Source organism: Anaerosacchariphilus polymeriproducens (assembly GCF_003363435.1).
In the GTDB taxonomy this organism is placed as follows: Bacteria; Bacillota; Clostridia; order Lachnospirales; family Lachnospiraceae; genus Anaerosacchariphilus; species Anaerosacchariphilus polymeriproducens.
In genome coordinates this window covers 230745-248778 of sequence record NZ_QRCT01000050.1, presented here as the reverse complement: position 1 = coordinate 248778, position 18034 = coordinate 230745, and the positions used below count along the sequence as shown (strand labels likewise).

Annotated in this window: 11 protein-coding genes; 3 read left to right on the top strand and 8 right to left on the bottom strand. The window is 32.7% G+C overall.

From position 1 onward, the window contains the following. Nucleotides 1-19 precede the first annotated feature (19 nt). The 7 genes from DWV06_RS16555 to DWV06_RS16525 form a co-directional block, all read right to left on the bottom strand. Nucleotides 20-2140 (bottom strand): glycosyltransferase family 2 protein, encoded by a 2121-nt coding sequence (locus tag DWV06_RS16555; RefSeq protein WP_115483321.1) that lies wholly within the window; start codon nt 2138-2140, stop codon nt 20-22. Further along, nucleotides 2137-5106, bottom strand: a complete 2970-nt coding sequence (locus DWV06_RS16550; RefSeq protein ID WP_115483320.1) for a glycosyltransferase family 2 protein — start codon at nt 5104-5106, stop codon at nt 2137-2139. The genes DWV06_RS16555 and DWV06_RS16550 overlap by 4 nt, the downstream gene beginning before the upstream one ends. Then, nucleotides 5107-6039 carry a class I SAM-dependent methyltransferase gene (locus tag DWV06_RS16545; RefSeq protein WP_115483319.1) on the bottom strand — a complete coding sequence of 311 codons (933 nt, stop codon included), beginning with the start codon at nt 6037-6039 and terminating at the stop codon, nt 5107-5109. A 49-nt stretch (nt 6040-6088) separates the two neighbouring features. Then, nucleotides 6089-7351: an ABC transporter ATP-binding protein gene (locus DWV06_RS16540; protein WP_115483318.1), complete on the bottom strand. Its 1263-nt coding sequence runs from the start codon at nt 7349-7351 to the stop codon at nt 6089-6091. A gap of 140 nt (nt 7352-7491) precedes the next feature. Next, nucleotides 7492-8319 carry an ABC transporter permease gene (locus DWV06_RS16535; RefSeq protein WP_115483317.1) on the bottom strand — a complete coding sequence of 276 codons (828 nt, stop codon included), beginning with the start codon at nt 8317-8319 and terminating at the stop codon, nt 7492-7494. A 179-nt stretch (nt 8320-8498) separates the two neighbouring features. Then, nucleotides 8499-9620, bottom strand: coding sequence for a hypothetical protein (locus DWV06_RS16530; RefSeq protein WP_115483316.1), 1122 nt, complete (start codon nt 9618-9620; stop codon nt 8499-8501). A 354-nt stretch (nt 9621-9974) separates the two neighbouring features. Further along, the gene (locus tag DWV06_RS16525) at nt 9975-11168 is read right to left on the bottom strand and encodes a hypothetical protein (RefSeq protein WP_115483315.1); all 1194 of its coding nucleotides are present in this window, start codon (nt 11166-11168) and stop codon (nt 9975-9977) included. A gap of 312 nt (nt 11169-11480) precedes the next feature. Here DWV06_RS16525 and DWV06_RS16520 point away from each other — a divergent pair, with 312 nt between their 5' ends. From DWV06_RS16520 to DWV06_RS16510, 3 genes are read left to right on the top strand one after another with little or no spacing between them, the layout of a single operon-like run. Then, nucleotides 11481-12833 (top strand): DUF6056 family protein, encoded by a 1353-nt coding sequence (locus tag DWV06_RS16520; protein WP_115483314.1) that lies wholly within the window; start codon nt 11481-11483, stop codon nt 12831-12833. 27 nt (nt 12834-12860) lie between these two features. Then, nucleotides 12861-13517 carry a hypothetical protein gene (locus DWV06_RS16515; protein ID WP_115483313.1) on the top strand — a complete coding sequence of 219 codons (657 nt, stop codon included), beginning with the start codon at nt 12861-12863 and terminating at the stop codon, nt 13515-13517. Continuing rightward, nucleotides 13514-15406 carry a DUF2142 domain-containing protein gene (locus tag DWV06_RS16510; protein ID WP_115483312.1) on the top strand — a complete coding sequence of 631 codons (1893 nt, stop codon included), beginning with the start codon at nt 13514-13516 and terminating at the stop codon, nt 15404-15406. Before DWV06_RS16515 ends, DWV06_RS16510 begins: the two co-directional genes overlap by 4 nt. Nucleotides 15407-15450: 44 nt before the next feature. Here the strand turns inward: DWV06_RS16510 and DWV06_RS16505 are convergent, their stop codons facing one another. Continuing rightward, nucleotides 15451-18024: an N-acetylmuramoyl-L-alanine amidase gene (locus DWV06_RS16505; RefSeq protein ID WP_115483311.1), complete on the bottom strand. Its 2574-nt coding sequence runs from the start codon at nt 18022-18024 to the stop codon at nt 15451-15453. Nucleotides 18025-18034 lie beyond the last annotated feature (10 nt).

Below are 18034 nucleotides of genomic sequence, written 5' to 3'. Positions count from 1 at the left end.
TTCAAGACACACAGTCAACTCAAAGTGGTCTTAATGAGAAATCAGATTTTTGAAGAGCCAGATTTGGATTGTAATATGGATCTCCATTTTTTAATATCTCAGGCCATCGTTCTTCAAATAATTCAATTTCACTTTGAAATCTGGCAATTTTTTCTTCCGAATCTTCCTGCCCTCTGGACTTTGATTCAAAATGATATAATTCTGCAAATGGAGTATACACCACTAGTTTTCCTGATTTTCTGACTTTAAGACACAAATCTACATCATTAAAAGCAACTGCCAATTCTTCTGTAAAGCCACCAACCGCTTGGAATACAGATTTTTTGGTCATCATGCAGGCTGCTGTCACTGCACTATAATCCTGACTACAAATAATTCTTGAAAAATAACCATTACTTTCTCTGTCAAACCCAATAAATGTATGACCAGCAATTCCTCCAAATCCAATCACTACACCTGCGTGCTGAATGGTATCATCTTCATAATATAATCTGGCTCCAACAATCCCAACGTCTTTCCTCATAGCAAATCCCAGCATTTCTTCCAAACAATCTTCGTTAATTATCTGAGTATCATTATTTAAAAACAGTAAATACTCGCCGGATGCAAACGTAACGCCGAAATTATTTATTTTTGAATAGTTAAAATCTCCTTCATAAGTAACGATTCTTACTTTTGGATTTGTTTTCTTTAAGCCATCATAAAAAACAAAGGTTTCCTCATTTTCACTATTATTTTCTATTATGATATATTCTAAGTTTTTATAAGTAGATTTTTCTTCAATTGACTTAATACATTTTTCCAAATCATCTATATGATCTTTGTTAGGAATTAAAATTGAAATCAAAGGCTTTTCTTCTAGTATATACTTTGTTCTATACAGACCTAAATATTGCCCCATCTCAACCTTTGCTTTGATTCCCAGGCGGTCAAGATGTGCCTGAACTGCATTTTTTCCTGCCTCAAACGCATACATTTTACTTTCCGGATTTTCTGCTGTTGATTCTGCATGGGAACGCCAATGATATAAAATTTTAGGTATGTGATAAATATTTTGACTGAGTTCAACACAACGCAATACAAAATCATAATCCTGAGCCCCATCAAACTTTGGTTTTAACAACCCTGCCTGTTCTACTATGTTTCTCTTTGCTACAAACAAATGACAAATATAATTCATACTTCTTAATAAATCTAAATTAAAATCTGACTTAAAATGTGGCTGAAAATAATGCTTCCCATCCATAGTAACTTTATCTTCATCTGAATAAAGCAACTCTATATTTTTATCTGTATTTAACGCTTTCACACATTCATATAATGCATCCGGTGTCAGCAAATCATCATGATCTGCAAATGCAACAAAATCTCCTGTCGCAATCTTGATAGCCTCATTGGTATTCTCAGAGATTTTTAAAGGCATATCATTTTTTACAAATTGAATACGGTCATCCTGTTTCGTTTTCTCTTCTAAAAATCCGGTCAAAGGCGAATCAAGTCCACTACCATCTGAAAAACATATTTCCCAATTCGTATAAGTCTGTTCTTGTATCGACTTAATTAATGCATTCAAAAAATGTATTGGCGTTTGATAAAGTGGTATCACAAAACTAAATTTAGGCTGATATGCAAATATCTCTTTCTTTTGTCTCTCAAGCTCTTCTTTAGATGGTACAACTTTTTTCATCCATTTTTCATAATTGACTACACGTCCCCCTGGAGAAAATAACTTATAATTAATTTTCTTAATTAATTCAATGGGACCATTCTTCCTTAAATATCGGATTCCTTTTTGCAAATAATTAGATCCTGCGTATTTCTGCCCTTGTCTGGCAGCAATTAAATTGATTTTTTCAACTGCTTTTTTGTCCTCTTCTAAAAATGCAAGTTGTAAATAGGTTGCTGATTCCTGTTTCACATAAATGGTAAATCCACACTTTGGATTAATATTTTCATTGGGAAACATTTTTAATACATCTCTTCTTATAGAAAAAACCACCCTGCTTATTAATTCCTCTTTTTCATCTTCAAAGACTTTTATAGTCAGGTCATTTTCATAAGCTGCCCAGCCTTTGATAATGCATTCATGGTCCATAATATCGACTGAATCGATACGATATTCCAATTCTTTTATACTCATTCCTTAACCTCCGGCTCAAATCTCCAAGGGTTTTTTAATGACAAATTAGGGTTATAATAAGGATCCCCATTATCAATAAGAGCCCCCCAACGTTCTCTCATTAAATTCACTTCCTCCAGAAATCTTTTTTGTTTTTCCGGAGTGTCATCTTTTCCTCTTGAGATTGATTCATAATGATAACATTCTGCATATGGCGTCATTACAATTAAATACCCTGATTCACGAATACGCAGACATAAATCCACATCATTATATGCAACAGCAAGACTCGTATCAAATCCATTCAGTTGTTCAAAAATACTTTTCTTTACCATCATACACGCAGCTGTAACGACGCTTACATTTTGCGCAAAGAAAAGCCTTCCCATATAACCCGGATCACTTCGCAAGGCTCCTGCGTGACTATGACCTGCCACTTTGTCTTCACCAACACCAAGTATTACGCCTGCATGTTGTATCGTATCATTTGGGTAATAAAGTTTCGCTCCTGCTGCACCAACATCATCTCTTTGTACATACATCAACATTTCATCTATCCAGGAAGGTGAAATTATTTCTGTGTCATTATTTAGAAAGACTATATATTCACCTCTTGCCTGACGAACTCCAAAATTATTAATCTTAGAATAATTAAATGCTTCGTTAAAATAAATCACACGTACATTTTCATATTCTTCCAGTTCTTTATAAAATTCAAATATTGAATCTTCGTCACTGTTATTTTCTACTACCAGAATTTCATAATTCTTATAAGACGATCGAATAAAAATCGAATAAATACAACGTTTTAAATCTTCCATATGATTTTTATTCGGTATAATTATTGAAATCTTTGGATTTCCTTTTATTTCATAATGAATTCGATAAATACTGGGTGAAACAGGCGAAGTTTCAACTTCAGATTCATATCCGTATTGTGCTACACTGTTTTTCACTGCCTTTTTCCCAGCTTCTACGGCATAAGCTTTTGTATCAATACCGGAAGCCACTGATCCTGCATGAGAACGCCAGAAATACAATACTTTTGGTATATGCCATATGCGATCAGCTGACTTCGCCAACCGTAAAACCAGATCATGGTCCTGACTTCCATCATATTCTTTTCGGAATCCTCCTACTTTCTTTAATAGCGAAGATTTAAAAACTGTAAAATGACAAATATAATTGTTCGCTCTTAAGTTATCAATCGAAAAATCAGGTTTAAAGTGATAAAGAACTATATTTCTTAAATCATCTTCAAAGGTCGCTTCGTCCGTATATATAAAATCTGCTTCATGCTCTTGAATTACTTTCATATTCTCAAACAGTACACTTGGATGTAATACATCATCATGATCAAATAATCCAATATACTCACCTGTAGCCATTTCAATACAGGCATTGGTATTCTCCGATATCCCAAGATTTTTTTCTAATTTTTTATACTTAATACGTGAATCTTCCTTGATATATTCACTACACACATGCCCAACAGCAGAATATTCCTGTGTACTTCCATCTGCCAAACATAATTCCCAGTTCGAATATGTCTGGTTCTGTACTGATTCTATCATTTCTCTCAAAAATATCTCTGGTGTATTATATAATGGCACAAGAATACTGAACTTGACCTCTTTGGGGAAAACTGTTTTTTTTTGCTCATTTAATATTTCTTCCGTCCCAAAAATCAGATTCCACTTTCTTTCTAACTCCAAGGCATCCCGCTTTTCCTGCCTTTTCACTAAATATTTATATTTGCATTTATTAAATACTTTTTTAGAAAGCCATAATAAGCCATGCATTTTTATACCTTTCACGGCTTTCTGACCTTGCGACAGTTCTGTAATAATCTGATCATTTAACAACGATACCGACAAATGAACTTTTAAAACAACAGTTCCTGGTTTTATATCTGTGATAATGATCTGTGGGTCTGTTGTATTAAAAAGAAAAAGGTCTTTATCCGTCTTTTCTCCATTTGTCTGATAGAAAGCAGCATACGTAGCAGCACCATCACCAAGTAAGCTGAGAACCCTTACAATACATTTTTGACTTGCCGGATCTATTCTTACTAATTTTGTTTCTTGAGTGACTGGAATTTGGAATTCGATCGATTCCGTCTGCGTCAGCGATTCTCCTATCACAAAAGAGTTTTCTTCACTAACACCATTTCCATTATCAATATAAATACGTATTGCCTGCTTAGTCATTAAAACTTTTTGGGTTTCAATCAGCTGACTTCCAAACCAATTCCCTTTACCAATATCATTGTACATAAGTCTAAGATATTTATGTGAGCCTCTCATGTACTGTTGGAAATGTCCTTCCATTCTGGCATATTGCTGCATTTCATTTTTAGAAATCCCAACTTTAGAAAATAAATCCCGCTCAATTAAAGGTGCACGATGTGTTCCACCATATAAATAATAATATAGAGTCCTATAAACCACGAAGTTAGCAGGAATAAGAAAATCAAAAGTCCACTCATAGTCGATAACATTCCAGCCCGCGTTGATTAGCAGATTACCAAACACCATATCAATATTTGTCACTTTTCCTGCTTCCAGATTGTCAGGAAGTTGAACAAGACCAAATACTTCTTTAAATTCGTTGGAAATCTGGAATCTACTTCCAGAATAAATTCTTTTTAGACAATCACTAAATTCAATTACTCTTTTTTCAATCTCCTCAAAACTTCCTTTTGCTAAAAGTCTATCAAAAATTTCTTCTAGATTTCCCCCTTCAATGAATTCAAAGCAGATACCATCTTCTCTTACTTCACATTGATTTAACTTTATATTCTGTTTCGAAAAAACCGGTTCTAACTTATCTTTCCAAACCGGTAGTTGATTCAAATGTTCCTTGGCTTCCTGCGTTTGTGGGACTTTCATTACATATTTTAATCCATCTTCCACAATAATCTCTGTACGGATAGAAAACTTCTTATCCCTCTCATTAGAGTACTTTGAATAAATCACTTTCTTCATTTACTCTTCCTCCTTTCCTAATTCAGCTAATACTAAATAAGAATTCGAAAATAAGGGAAATAGTCCATCTCGAATTAAACTATTAAATACTTTTGTTTCATCGAACAAAACCATACGCTCCCGATCAAAATTATTCATATTGTTATTTAATTCTCCCTCTTTTGGTAGAAAATTATCAGAATAAATAGTCATCGGAAGTTTGTAATCCGGATATGGATAATAAAATTCCTGCCTTCCTAACCCAGCCTCTTTTAAAATAGATTCTAATTCCACTTTAGAAAATGTCTTAACTCCACAGGACGTTGTATAACCTTCCAACCCTTCAAAAAAAGTACCGAAATGATCTTCTTTACAACCAGCCCAATATTTCAATCCAAGTCGGTTTTCAATGGCGATCACTAATTTACCGTTTTTGTTTAAATGTTTCTTTATTTTTTTCAAGAAATCTACATAAGGGTTTTCCGTCTGAATATAAGCTTCTCCATATTCAAAAACGCCTATTAATGTAATGTAATCAAATTTTTGTGTCAACCCTGCTTCTACATCCTGAAAGTTGCCAAGTAAGATTTCAATATTATCAAACTTTTTATTTCGGTTCGCATTAATCAAACTTCTTTTTTGAGAAAGCTCAATGCATTTCACTTCCAAAGCCTTTTGAGCCAAAGCGCCTGTAATCGCACCGCACCCCGAACCAATTTCCAGTACTTTGTCCGTCTTTTGAATCGGAAGCCAGCTTACAATGTTTTGCCGTATATGAGATAGATGATACAAAACGGCCCAGTCTTTGCTTTGATAAATAACCTCATTGAGTTCTTCTTCTTCGTGATCCTGTACTAATTTTAATAGTACATCCTCAATTTCGCCATCACTATATAAATCTTTTCCCGAATAATGATCATAATTCAAAGTTACATTTCCAATTTTGTTATACATTCTGTTCCCTCTATCTTTTTCTCGGGCTGACACTGCCTGACCCTTTACTTTATACGATCTGAATTTTAGAATTCATATCATAAAAACCAACTGAATTCTTGTCTGCAATTACTGTAATGCTGCATATATCATATAACCGATGATATACCGTGAAATTTTCTCTTTCATAGCCTGTACATCCTAAGGATAATAAGTATTCTCCACCTTGCAGATCCATATTCTGTTCAAACGATATTTCAATGACCTGCTCTTTTTCTTTCAGATTCACAAATTTCTTTTCAACCATCGTATTAGTTCCGGTTATTTCGGTCCCTTTCATATCTTTAATCGAAAATGCAAAAATGGGATCCTGTACCAGTTCATGAAAGATTACTTTCATTTTCACAGTAAAAGGTTCACCCTTCATAATATTATTTGTAATCGTACCGGCTTGATCCATAATTCCATAATCAATGATTTCTGCTAATTTAGTTCCATATTCTTGTCTTCTTTGATTGTTTAACAGCTTACGTGCCCAGCTGTCCTCAGCAAATGCTTTCTCATCCACCGGTGTCATAAGTTCTTTTTCTTCATCATATTGATTTACTAATACTTTTTTGTAAATATCAATCATCTCTTTGGGGTCACCCTCTGCTGTTTTGATGCCTTTATTCAGCAAAATGACACGGTCACAATAACGGCTGATACTGCTTAAATCATGGCTGACAAACAAAATCGTTCGTCCCATTTTCTTAAATTCTTCAAACTTACGATAGCATTTAGCCTGAAAGAAAACATCTCCTACTGAAAGTGCTTCATCAACAATTAGAATTTCCGGTTCAATATTAATGGCAACAGCAAATGCCAATCTAACAAACATACCACTTGAATACGTCTTAACCGGCTGATATACAAAGTCTCCAATATCTGCAAACTCAAGGATATCATTCAGCTTTTCATCCACTTCTTCTCTGGAAAAACCTATCATCATACCGTTCATATACACGTTCTCAATTCCGGTATATTCCATGTTAAAACCTGCCCCTAATTCTAACAAAGCAGAAATACGTCCATCAATTATCACATTACCAGAGGTAGGATTCAATACACCTGTAATGATTTTTAACAAAGTAGACTTTCCGGAACCATTGGTTCCGATAATACCGATAGTCTCACCTTTTTTTATTTCTATATTTACATCATTTAATGCTTTATGCTCCTGATACTTTTTTTTCCTTGTGAAACCAAGGGACTCTTTGAGGCGGTCAGAAGGTTTTTGATAAAGCTTATATATTTTTGATAAATGTTCTACTTTAATTACTGTCTTTTCCATCCCTATTCTCTCTTTCTAAGGTATCTTCTTTTATAACATTCATGCACTCAATTCTGCAACTTAAATTTTCTTAATTTATAGTCACAGTTCAGCCGTGCAGAAAAGGCACATTATGAATGACATGGCTGAGCTGTAACAATTTATAGTATATCTGCAAAATGAGTTTTTAATTTTTTAAAAGTCCGCGTTCCAAATAGAAACATAAGGATAGTAAAAATCCAAAAATAAGCCGTAAGTAACGGTCTCTCCCAAAACCATACTTTAAATAGTGTTGCTTCTCGATAGCCATAGATAATATAATACATGGGATTTAATTTAAAAACATATTCTATCCACGGATGCTTAACCATCTTATCTTCCAGAACAGATAATTGCCACATAATAGGAACCATCCACACTCCTACCTGGAATATAATATTTATAATCGGATTCAAATCCCGGAAGAAAATAACAATAGCACTGGTAGCATAGGAAATTCCCAACACTAATACAAATGCACAAAAAGTATAATAAAAAATCTGCAAGGTATACAAATCAGGAAATCTCCCGTAACCTGCCAATATAACAAGCATAACTCCTGCAAAAAAAACATGAACAAATATAGCAGACAAAACTTTAACGATAGGTAACACTTTTATTTGAAATACTACTTTTTTAACTAAATAATTATATTCTAGAAGAGCATTCGTACCTCCAGTCAAGGCATCTTGAAAGAAAAACCAAGGTACAATTCCCGTAACCAGCCATAAAACATACGGAAATTCAGAAGATTGTCGTGCTGCCGGCATTGCGACTTGGAATACGAACCAGTACACCAGCACCGTAACAACTGGCTGTATAAACGCCCATATGGTTCCCAGATAAGAGCCGGCAAATTTTCTTTTAAAATCATTTTTTGCTAAATTCCCAATTAATTTTCTACTATCATAAACCTCTTTTATCGAATGTAAGAATTTATTGTCTGTCATTCTAAATACTCCTTTAGATTCCTATTTTTCCACATAATTCAATTTAGTATATCATTTTCGTTAGTAAGATTCAACTAGTAACAGACAAAAACGGGCAGGATAGAAAAAGCTCATTGAATAAGTTTCTATAAAACAAAAAAGGCTAAGATGAGTTTCTTCATCTTAACCCTATTTATTTCCTAATATATCAAATGTCTCTCAGTTATCTTTATATCGCCCTTACGATACAGATCTTTAACAGACTTTTCATCTATTTGTTCTATAATATTTAAATATTCTTCCAAATCACTTCCCTGCATAGTCATCTCAACATAAGCCTGACCAAACTTCTTTGGCTCTTTATCTAGTAGTTCTGAATATTTATCTAAAATTCCATTTTTTATCTGCTTTAAATTCTGGCTGTTAAAACAATCAAAAATTCTTTTTTTATACTCTGCTAATTCCTGATTATAATATAAAATGCAAGGTTCTAACCCATCCACATTTACTTCAGCTTTATTTTGAAATAGCGAAGATGCAATAATTGATAACAATACAAATTTATTCGTAATACTAAATTCCTGATTCGAAAAATCAAACTGAATACAACCTATTTGGTAATTCTCATAATTCTTCAAAATATTTTGCTGATTCGTTAATAAAAATATATCTTTTTCTTCATAGAATTTCTTTATCTGGTATTTTCTGTCTTTTTCATTGTTTATAAAATGATAAAACATAAAATCCCTCAGTGTCTTTATATTCCCATTAATAAATAAATAACTATTTTCAAATGTAATTAAGTTCACAAAAAATGCTAAAAAATCTTCATAAGTAACCTTATCCAAGTCGCTTTTATAATCTTTATAATTATAACTATTACTAAAATCAGAAAATCCCATCATCTTGTTTCTAGTTTGAAATGCAATATCCTTTATTTTCTTATTAAAATCACTTCTGGTTTTCTTAACGGCATTTTCAAATATTCTCTTATCTACCGGTAAGCGATATATGATATCTAACAACATCTGCATGTCCTCATCCATTTCTTCTTTTGATGTTTTCATTGAAATATGAATCACATTTTTAGATATCGTCCCATCTACCTTTAAGCCCGGTTCTTCATTAACAATTTCTTTTATATAATTTAAAAATATACAAACACAAGATGTATTAATCTCCACTTCCTTCTGATTATCTGAATTCCAGATTTTCTTTATACAATATCCGGCTCCAATTCCTAAATTAATATATATATCTCTTCCATTATAGTTATGTTCATTGATAGTAAATTTTAAATGGTTCATGTCGTTTAAACTCATGATACTCCCTCCTTATATGTAAATAATCATTATGCGCTTTTATACTGTTATCATTTTAATACATTTGTAATATCTTTTCACATTTTCTTAATAATGTCAATCGCATTAGCGTACTACTTCTTGACTTTTTTTATCCAACTATCACAAATCTCATATTTTGTTCGCTTAGTATTAAATCTTTTTAACATATTTGTTACATATGTAATACAAAAGAATGAATATTATATATATTAATAGATAGAAAAATAGTAAATAAAACGCATATTCTTATAAAGATAAAAAAAGCCCTCTGTTTCAATACTATTCAAAGTATTGAAATAGAAGGATAATGGTATGTAACTGATCTAAAAACGTCTAATACATAACTCTATTTTTTTTAAAATCTGAAGTAATGATTTTTTGTTTCTTTTTTTCTTCTTCGTCTTCTATATAAACCAAATGACTTTCTGTGATTTTTAATTTCCCCATATTGTATAATTCTTGCGCTGACTTATTATCTATGTTTTCGATTATATTTAAAAACTCTTCTAAATCACTTCCCATCATCGCCATTTCAACAAAAATCTGATTATACAATTCTGGCTTCTTATTTAGTAATTCGGAATATTTAATTAAAATTCCACTTTTTATTTGTTGTAATTTTTCGGTTTTACAACATCCATTAATTTTATCCTTGTACTTAAGTAAATCTTGATTATAGTACAATATGCTGGAATCATATTCATCAACACATAATTCTGCTTTTTCTTTAAATAAGCAGGATGATATAAGCGATAACAGAACTAATTTTTTCGTTGTGTCAAATTCCTTATTTAAAAAGTCAAATCGGATACATCCAGCCTTAAAATTTTCACGGCTCTTACATAAAAAATGCTGATCAATAAGTAATGTAAGATCCTTACTCTCAAATAACTTCTTCACATTATATTCTCTACCATTTTCATATTTTATGAAGTTGTAGAATATATAGTTCTCTATTGTTTTTATATTACCGTTTATAAACAAAAAACTATTTTGTATTGTTATCAATTTTTCCATATAAACTAAGAAATTTTCAAAAGTTACCGTATTCATTGCTTCAGTAAACTCTTTATAGTTGAACCCTTTATTTAAATCCGAAAATTCCATCAGCCTATGTTTAGCTTGATATACTGATTCTCTGCTCTTAATCCTGAAATCATTACGAGTTACTTCTACTGCTTTTTGAAACATATCATATTCCAATGGTATTCGATAAATAATATCCAACAATTCCTGCATATCTTCATCAATATCTCTTTTATTTGTTTTCATGGAAATATGAATCGCATTTTTCGTAACAGTTCCACGTATCATTAGACCTGGATCTTCATTAACAACCTCTTTTAAATAGTTTAAGAATATATGTGCACATGACATATTTAACTTTACTTCTTCCTGGGTATCAAGATCCAGAGTATTATTTATACAATAACCTGCTCTAATGCCAAGATTGATATAAATAGCGTCACCGCTAAATATATGTTCTTTAACTTGAAATTTTAAATGATTGGTTTCATATAAACTCAATTTAATTCCTCCTTTGAATCATATACCCCCCCTTTGTATACAACTAATTTGTTTTAATTCTACAAGGAAGCATTTTCTCATAATTATATGATTATGTCAACTGTTGTAATGAACTACTTTTGTTTTAGTTTCCATATTTTGTCAGTCTTTTTACGTGTGCAGCAAATATCATTGCACATTTCCATATAAATCCTTCTAATTCTACAGTAAAAAACAAATTATTACTAACTAATTCAGGATAGTTGTATTTTTGAAAAAATGTGTTAAAATCAATGAAGGAAGATATCACTAAATGATTAGGAGGATTCAACTTTGAATTTATCATCTCTAAAAAAAAGAACATTGAATGTCATCTGTAAACCTTATTTTCCAATCATAGTTTTTGGAATTATTGTTTTTGTTTTGCATCTCATTATAGACACTAATTATGGAGATGATTTAATTTTTATGCATTCTCTCGATGAATTGTCATTAACAGAATTTTTAAAAGCTAGATATCAGACCTGGTCCTCAAGAATTTTTATTGAAGCAGTTTTAGTAACTTTGGTAAAAATGCCGATTTTATGGAAATTACTAGATACAATTGTGTGTATTCTTATTATATATACTTTGTCAAAATTATTTGCTAAAAGGAATATATTACAATGTAACATTATAATATGCTGTTTGTTCTTTATGTATCCTTTCTTACATATGAATACTGCAGGCTGGATGGCTACTACTATAAATTATCTATGGCCATTAGGATTTGGACTAATCTCCTTCCTTCCTATAAAGAAAGTATTTGATGGTGAGACCTTTCACATATGGGAATACCCGTTATATAGTATTGCGTTGTTCTATGGTGCTAATTTAGAACAAATGTGTGCCATTATTTTTGGAATTTATATCTCATTTACATTCTTCTTCTTTTTGAAAAAGAAAAGAAATGTCTATATCTGGTTTCAAACCGCATTAAGCTTCCTTAGTCTTCTTTTCATTATGTTGAGTCCGGGGAATAAAGTTAGATACCAGACTGAAGTTGATGTATGGTTTCCTGATTTTAATCAGCTTTCTTTTTTCAGAAAACTTGAAATGGGATTCTCCTCTACACTGTTTCATTATATAATGACGCCAAATGTATTCTTTGGGGTTTTTTGTACCATAGTGTTATTCTTTATTCTACTTAAATACAAAGACAGATTTCATCGCACCATTGGATTTATCCCCGTAATCATTAGCTTAGTGTTTGGAGTTTTTGGAAATATTTCCGGAGGTATTTTCCCCGGAATCGGTAATACTATTTCCAGTCTCACAGATCATGGAACGGGAATCTTACTGACTTCGATTAAAAGCTGGGGGCCGGATTTTATATTATGTCTTGCCTGTATTCCGCTAATTTATTGTGTATATCATATTTTTGACGACAGGCTGCAAGGGTTTTTCTCTATATTTATATTGGCTGTAGGCTTTTGCTCCCGCCTTATTATAGGATTCACTCCTACAATCTGGGGGTCAGGTGAACGTACGTATCTGTTTATGTATGTTTCTATTATTATTGTTTTAATTTTACTATATAATCAAATAAGTAATTCAAAAAGCAAAAAACATAAGGAATTTTTTGAAAATATTATTTTTATTGCAACAGGATTGTCTTTCTTTAATACGTTTTTCTTAATTCATTAAATTATTACCATGCAGAAAGGAATCAATATGAAATTACGAAATAGAATCACACCAAAGACCCTACGTATCTTTTTTTTACTTGGGGTTCTTGGATGTTTAGGTGTACTTGTTATATCCTATATACATCCCAAAAAAACTCTTTTTGCCGCGCAGACACTTTCTTCCTTAAATGAAGAAAGTTATTTTTCTGAGCCGGTCAGCAACAATACAAAATATGACCTTGAGCTAAGCGCTAACAACGTACCTGTAGAATTTATTGGTTTTTATATGGCGACGGATACACGGGTAGTAGAAAAGGGAACAATTCATTATCATTTAATTGAAAAATCTACATCAAAATCAGTTTACTCCGGTGAGGTTACTTTAGCTGGCGTCGGACATAACAGCTTTTTACTTCTTCCATTCCTTGTAAAGGAACCATTGAATGGAGCATATCAATTACAACTTACTTTCTCCGATATAGATTCTGCAAATCCGCCGGCATTTTGGATTACACCCGAGAAGTACCATGATATTTCCTGTCAATGTAATGGAGAAAAATTGAATGGAAACTTGATATCTATTATTTATAATCATAATACTACCAGACCTCTTGTCTGGGACTGTATTTTTACCTTATGTGTTCTGGGAACTGTTTTCTGTCTGCTTCCTAAGAATCCACGAAAGGAGAGAAAAACAAAATGAAATTACATACTAAGCTTTCTCTATGGCAAAAAATTATTATTATAATTATAACCGGACTTCTTTTCAGTTTTATACTTGAAGCTTCCATCTTTAATTTAGATGTGATACAAAACGGAAGCAATTCTGTTAAAGTTACAAAAGAAGATTCTAATATGACATTATTAGAAACCTATGCATTTCAGACTTATACCATTTCTTTCTCAAAACCTGTATATGCCAAAAAGTTATTCCTAAAACTGGAATCAAAGGGTGAATCTTTCGAATATATCGTTTATGGCAATGTTTTATCCAACTATGGTTCAGAACAAGACTTGAGCCAAATAAAAGATACTTATTATCCACAACTTTCTAAAAGTTGTATTAATCTTAATAAACATATTAAAAAATTGAGTATTCAAGTTCCAAAAGCTGCAAAAGCATCTTTTGACTCGATCACTCTTGATACCTCTTTTCAACTGAATCCTTATCGCATCTTTTTTATATTTGTATGCTTCTTTCTTTTATTTTTCCTTATTTTCTGCAAGGAAGTATTTGAAAAGAATCTCTCTATTGGATTTGGAATCATTGGAATCATAATTGGATTTACTATGATTTTATTTATCGGTACAAAAACACCGGGATGGGATGAACAGATTCACTTTAAGTCATCCTATTTAGAAGTATTTGGTTCCTATACAAGTTCCACTGCATTAATGCGCGATTCTACAGTACCCAATTTTAATAGCTACGAAGAGCGGAACGAAGTATCTGGTTATTTAAAGAGTTTATCTACAGATTCACCCAGTATTTCCATTGATAAGTTTGTTTCCTATAATCATCGTGCTTATCTTGGACAGTCCGCCTTTTTACTAATTGGAAAGTTTCTACATCTGCCTGCGGATTGGTTTTATATGTTTGGAAAACTTGGTAACCTTTTGGTTTATATTCTCTTATTAGGAATCAGCATCCGTATTGCCAAAGCCGGTAAGGTATATATTTTAGCAGTCGGTCTTTTACCGACTTCACTCTTTTTGTCTTCCACATATACGTATGATTCTTTTATTACCGGTTTCATAATACTTGGTTTTGTCTTATGGTTAAATGAAATGCTTACCCCAAAAGAAAAAGTCGTATGGTGGAAGATGCTCCTGACAATTTTGTGTTTTTCTTTGGGAAGCTTTTCCAAGGCAATATATATTCCACTTTTGTTATTAATATTATTGCTTCCAAAAGAAAAGTTTGAAGACAAAAAGCAAATGCTTATTTTTAAAATCGGAATCATAATAACTTTTATAGTTGTATTAAGTACGTTCCTCCTGCCTGCTCTACAAACTAGTGTAAGTGCAGCAGCCACGGGTACTGGGTCCAGCGGTGGACTTGGTAGTGATGACCGGGGTGGTGCAACTGATATTGCAAGTCAGATGTCTGTTATTTTCAATCATCCATTGGAATATACGAAATTGTTGCTTTCTAGCATTTTTTCTACTTTCGGAGACTATATATTTAGGGATGCTTCTATCTTTTTTGCACACGCAGGTTATATACCAATGCCTTTAACATTTATTCCTGTAATTTTACTCTGTGTTGTAGCATTTGTAAGACCAAAAAATGAAAAAAGTTTTACTCTGTCAAAGTTTCAGCGTTCTTACCTTGGTTTTCTGATTTTCGGAATCGTATGCTTGATTTGGACCTCCATGTATCTTGCCTTCACTCCTGTGGGGGAATTTAAAATAAATGGAGTTCAGGGACGTTATTATATTCCTTTATTCGTTCCACTCTTAGTGTTTTTACGAAATGAGAAAATACGCTGGAATATATCTGAACAAAGTTTTCATAGGCTTATTTGCGGAGTTCTGGCCTTTTTAAGCTTATCTGGAATTTATTCAAACTTACTAATTAACTGCATATAAAAAAGAGCGTCGTACTTAAAGTACGACGCCCTTTTTTCATATAATTATTTTGTTAATCCATAGTAAGCTGCTATCGCTTTTGCATTGGAAATTCCAATTTTCTTTAATTTTGAATCGCTGTTTAAGAATCTGGAAAAATCACTGGAATCCATAAAAGCATTTTCTACAATAATTCCAGGGAAACCTTTCGCAACGCTACCTCGGATTACTGCATAATAGTCTTGACCCGGATAATCGTTTGATGCTCTTGTATAAACACCCCATTCACCAATTCCTATATCACTCTTAAGCTGTGAGATAACCTTTTTAGCCAAAGCTTTACTTTCCGAATTATATCCGTTATTTAATGTTATAAAGGCTCCAACACCTGCAGCTGTATGACTAACGGATGCATTGAAATGCTGTGAAACAAAACATGTTGCACCCTTTTCCTGCGCAAACTCCGTACGCTCTGCAAGCGTAGGATAAACATCGGTAGTCCTTGTCATATAAACTGCTACACCACTATATTTTTCTAACTCAGCTTTGGTATATTTTGATACTTTAAGATTTATATCTTTTTCATATACACCGTTATATACAGCTCCGCTATCATATCCTCCATGCCCCGGATCTAACACAACAACGATACCTTTATTAACAGTGACTGTACACTTTGCTATCCTTCCGTTTGCCGTTTTTGCAGTAATAACTGCTGTCCCTTGTGATACAGCTTTAATTTTTCCCCTTTGATTTACCTTTACCACATTTTTATCGGAAGAACTCCATCTAACTGTCTTCGTGGTTGTTTTTGAAGGCGAAACAGATGCTTTTAAAGTCTTAGTTTGACCTGCTTGCAGACTAATCGAAGATTTGTTCAACTTTACTCTTTTTGCATTTGTAAATTCTACTGCACGACTGTAGCTGCTCTTTGCCTTACCGGTTACCGAAACAATTTTATAATAATAGGTAGTTCCATTCTTCAAATCTGTATCCGTATAAGAGTTTGAAGATACCGTAGCTATTCTTTGATAACCGGAAGACTTATTAGTCGAACGATAAACTCGGTATGTTTTTGCAGCTTTGGGTTTTGTCCAGGAAATAACTGATTTTTTATTTCCTCCGCTTCTCGTAATTATTTGAGTAACTTTATTAGGCTTTGGTGCTGAATATACAACACTACTTGCTTTTCCTCTTACACCACTCTTGATTGCATAAACTTTATAAAAATAATGAACACCTGTTTTCAATCTTCCAACTTTGTATGAGGTTGTTTTTGAAGAAACAGTCGCTACTTTCTTATAACCTGACTTCTTATTTGTTGATTGATAAATTGTATATTTTGAAGCGCCCGATACTTTATTCCAGGATATTTTGACTTTATTATAAGAAGCACTTTTTGCTTTTACTTTAGTCGGTTTTTTAATTACGGCTTTCACATAAGACGCTTTGCTATTATAACCACCTATTTTTGATGCATATGCTCTCACCTTATAATAATATTTACTTCCATTTTGTAAACCGGAATCTACATATTCTGTAACATTAGAAACTGTTTTAATTCTTTTATATCCTGTGTTTTCTTGATTTGAACGATATATCTTGTATCGAGTCGCTCCATTCACTGCACGCCAGGAAATCTTCACTTTATTATAATTAATACTTTTAGCTGTAATCTTCGCCGTCACTTCCGGTTTAGGCGCCCGATAGACAGCGGTACTGAACGAACTTTCTGTACCTTCAGAAACAGATTTGACTTTAAAATAATAAGTCGTACCTGTAACTAATTTTTCACTTGTATAATAATTATTAGAAGTAATTCCTATCTTACTATATCCACTATCTTTATCCTTAGAACTATAGATTTCATAAGCTTTCGCACCCTCTACACTACCCCATGTTAGTTTTAAAGACTGATAATTAACATTTGATGTTTTTACATTTTCAGGAGTCAACAAAACAACAACTTTAATTGATGATAAAGGAGAGCCTGCTTTTGATGCAACTACACTTCCACTCGTAAGGGCATAATTCCCTTCAACTTTCTGTTCGTCTTCTGTTTTGGATATTACCATTCCTCTGTTTCCAGCTGCATTCAATGTTCCACCTTTTAAAATCAATGTTCCATTATTCTCAATAACGACTCCGTCATCAAAATTGTTTATTAAACTTCCATTCCCTTCTATCGTTAACGTCGCATTTTCTTCTACGATAATTACAGGTGTCTCTTTTCCGGCTTCTAATTGGTATGTATTTAAGTTTAATATAATATTCTTTTGAGATGGAATTGTTATACTATTATTAACTACCGCATTCTCATTCAGAGTGACTGTAGTAGCTGTATCAGCACCAGCTTCATTAATAGAAGTTTGTAGTGAAGTAATGATACTGCTTTCTCCTACTTCCATTTTGCCAGCTTTTACTTCATCCTGCTCCTCTGTTTGTTGAGCAGATTCCTCTGGTGTCTGTTCTTGTCTTTCTGTCTCGCCCATTACACTTTCAGGCTGTTGTTTCTCATTTACTACAGTTTGATTTTCATTGGATGTCGTTTGTATATTACCTACAGCAACTGCTCTAGTATCTACGCCCAATAAAGTCATCAAAACTGCCAATAAAAAAGCAATTACTCTTTTCTTCATTCTTGTACTC

Bases quoted from the DNA above. Each gene is read 5' to 3' on its own strand.
- DWV06_RS16555 (WP_115483321.1), bottom strand. From the start codon at position 2,140: ATGAGTATAAAAGAATTGGAATATCGTATCGATTCAGTCGATATTATG.
- DWV06_RS16550 (WP_115483320.1), bottom strand. From the start codon at position 5,106: ATGAAGAAAGTGATTTATTCAAAGTACTCTAATGAGAGGGATAAGAAG.
- DWV06_RS16545 (WP_115483319.1), bottom strand. From the start codon at position 6,039: ATGTATAACAAAATTGGAAATGTAACTTTGAATTATGATCATTATTCG.
- DWV06_RS16540 (WP_115483318.1), bottom strand. From the start codon at position 7,351: ATGGAAAAGACAGTAATTAAAGTAGAACATTTATCAAAAATATATAAG.
- DWV06_RS16535 (WP_115483317.1), bottom strand. From the start codon at position 8,319: ATGACAGACAATAAATTCTTACATTCGATAAAAGAGGTTTATGATAGT.
- DWV06_RS16530 (WP_115483316.1), bottom strand. From the start codon at position 9,620: ATGAGTTTAAACGACATGAACCATTTAAAATTTACTATCAATGAACAT.
- DWV06_RS16515 (WP_115483313.1), top strand. From the start codon at position 12,861: ATGAAATTACGAAATAGAATCACACCAAAGACCCTACGTATCTTTTTT.
- DWV06_RS16510 (WP_115483312.1), top strand. From the start codon at position 13,514: ATGAAATTACATACTAAGCTTTCTCTATGGCAAAAAATTATTATTATA.
- DWV06_RS16505 (WP_115483311.1), bottom strand. From the start codon at position 18,024: ATGAAGAAAAGAGTAATTGCTTTTTTATTGGCAGTTTTGATGACTTTA.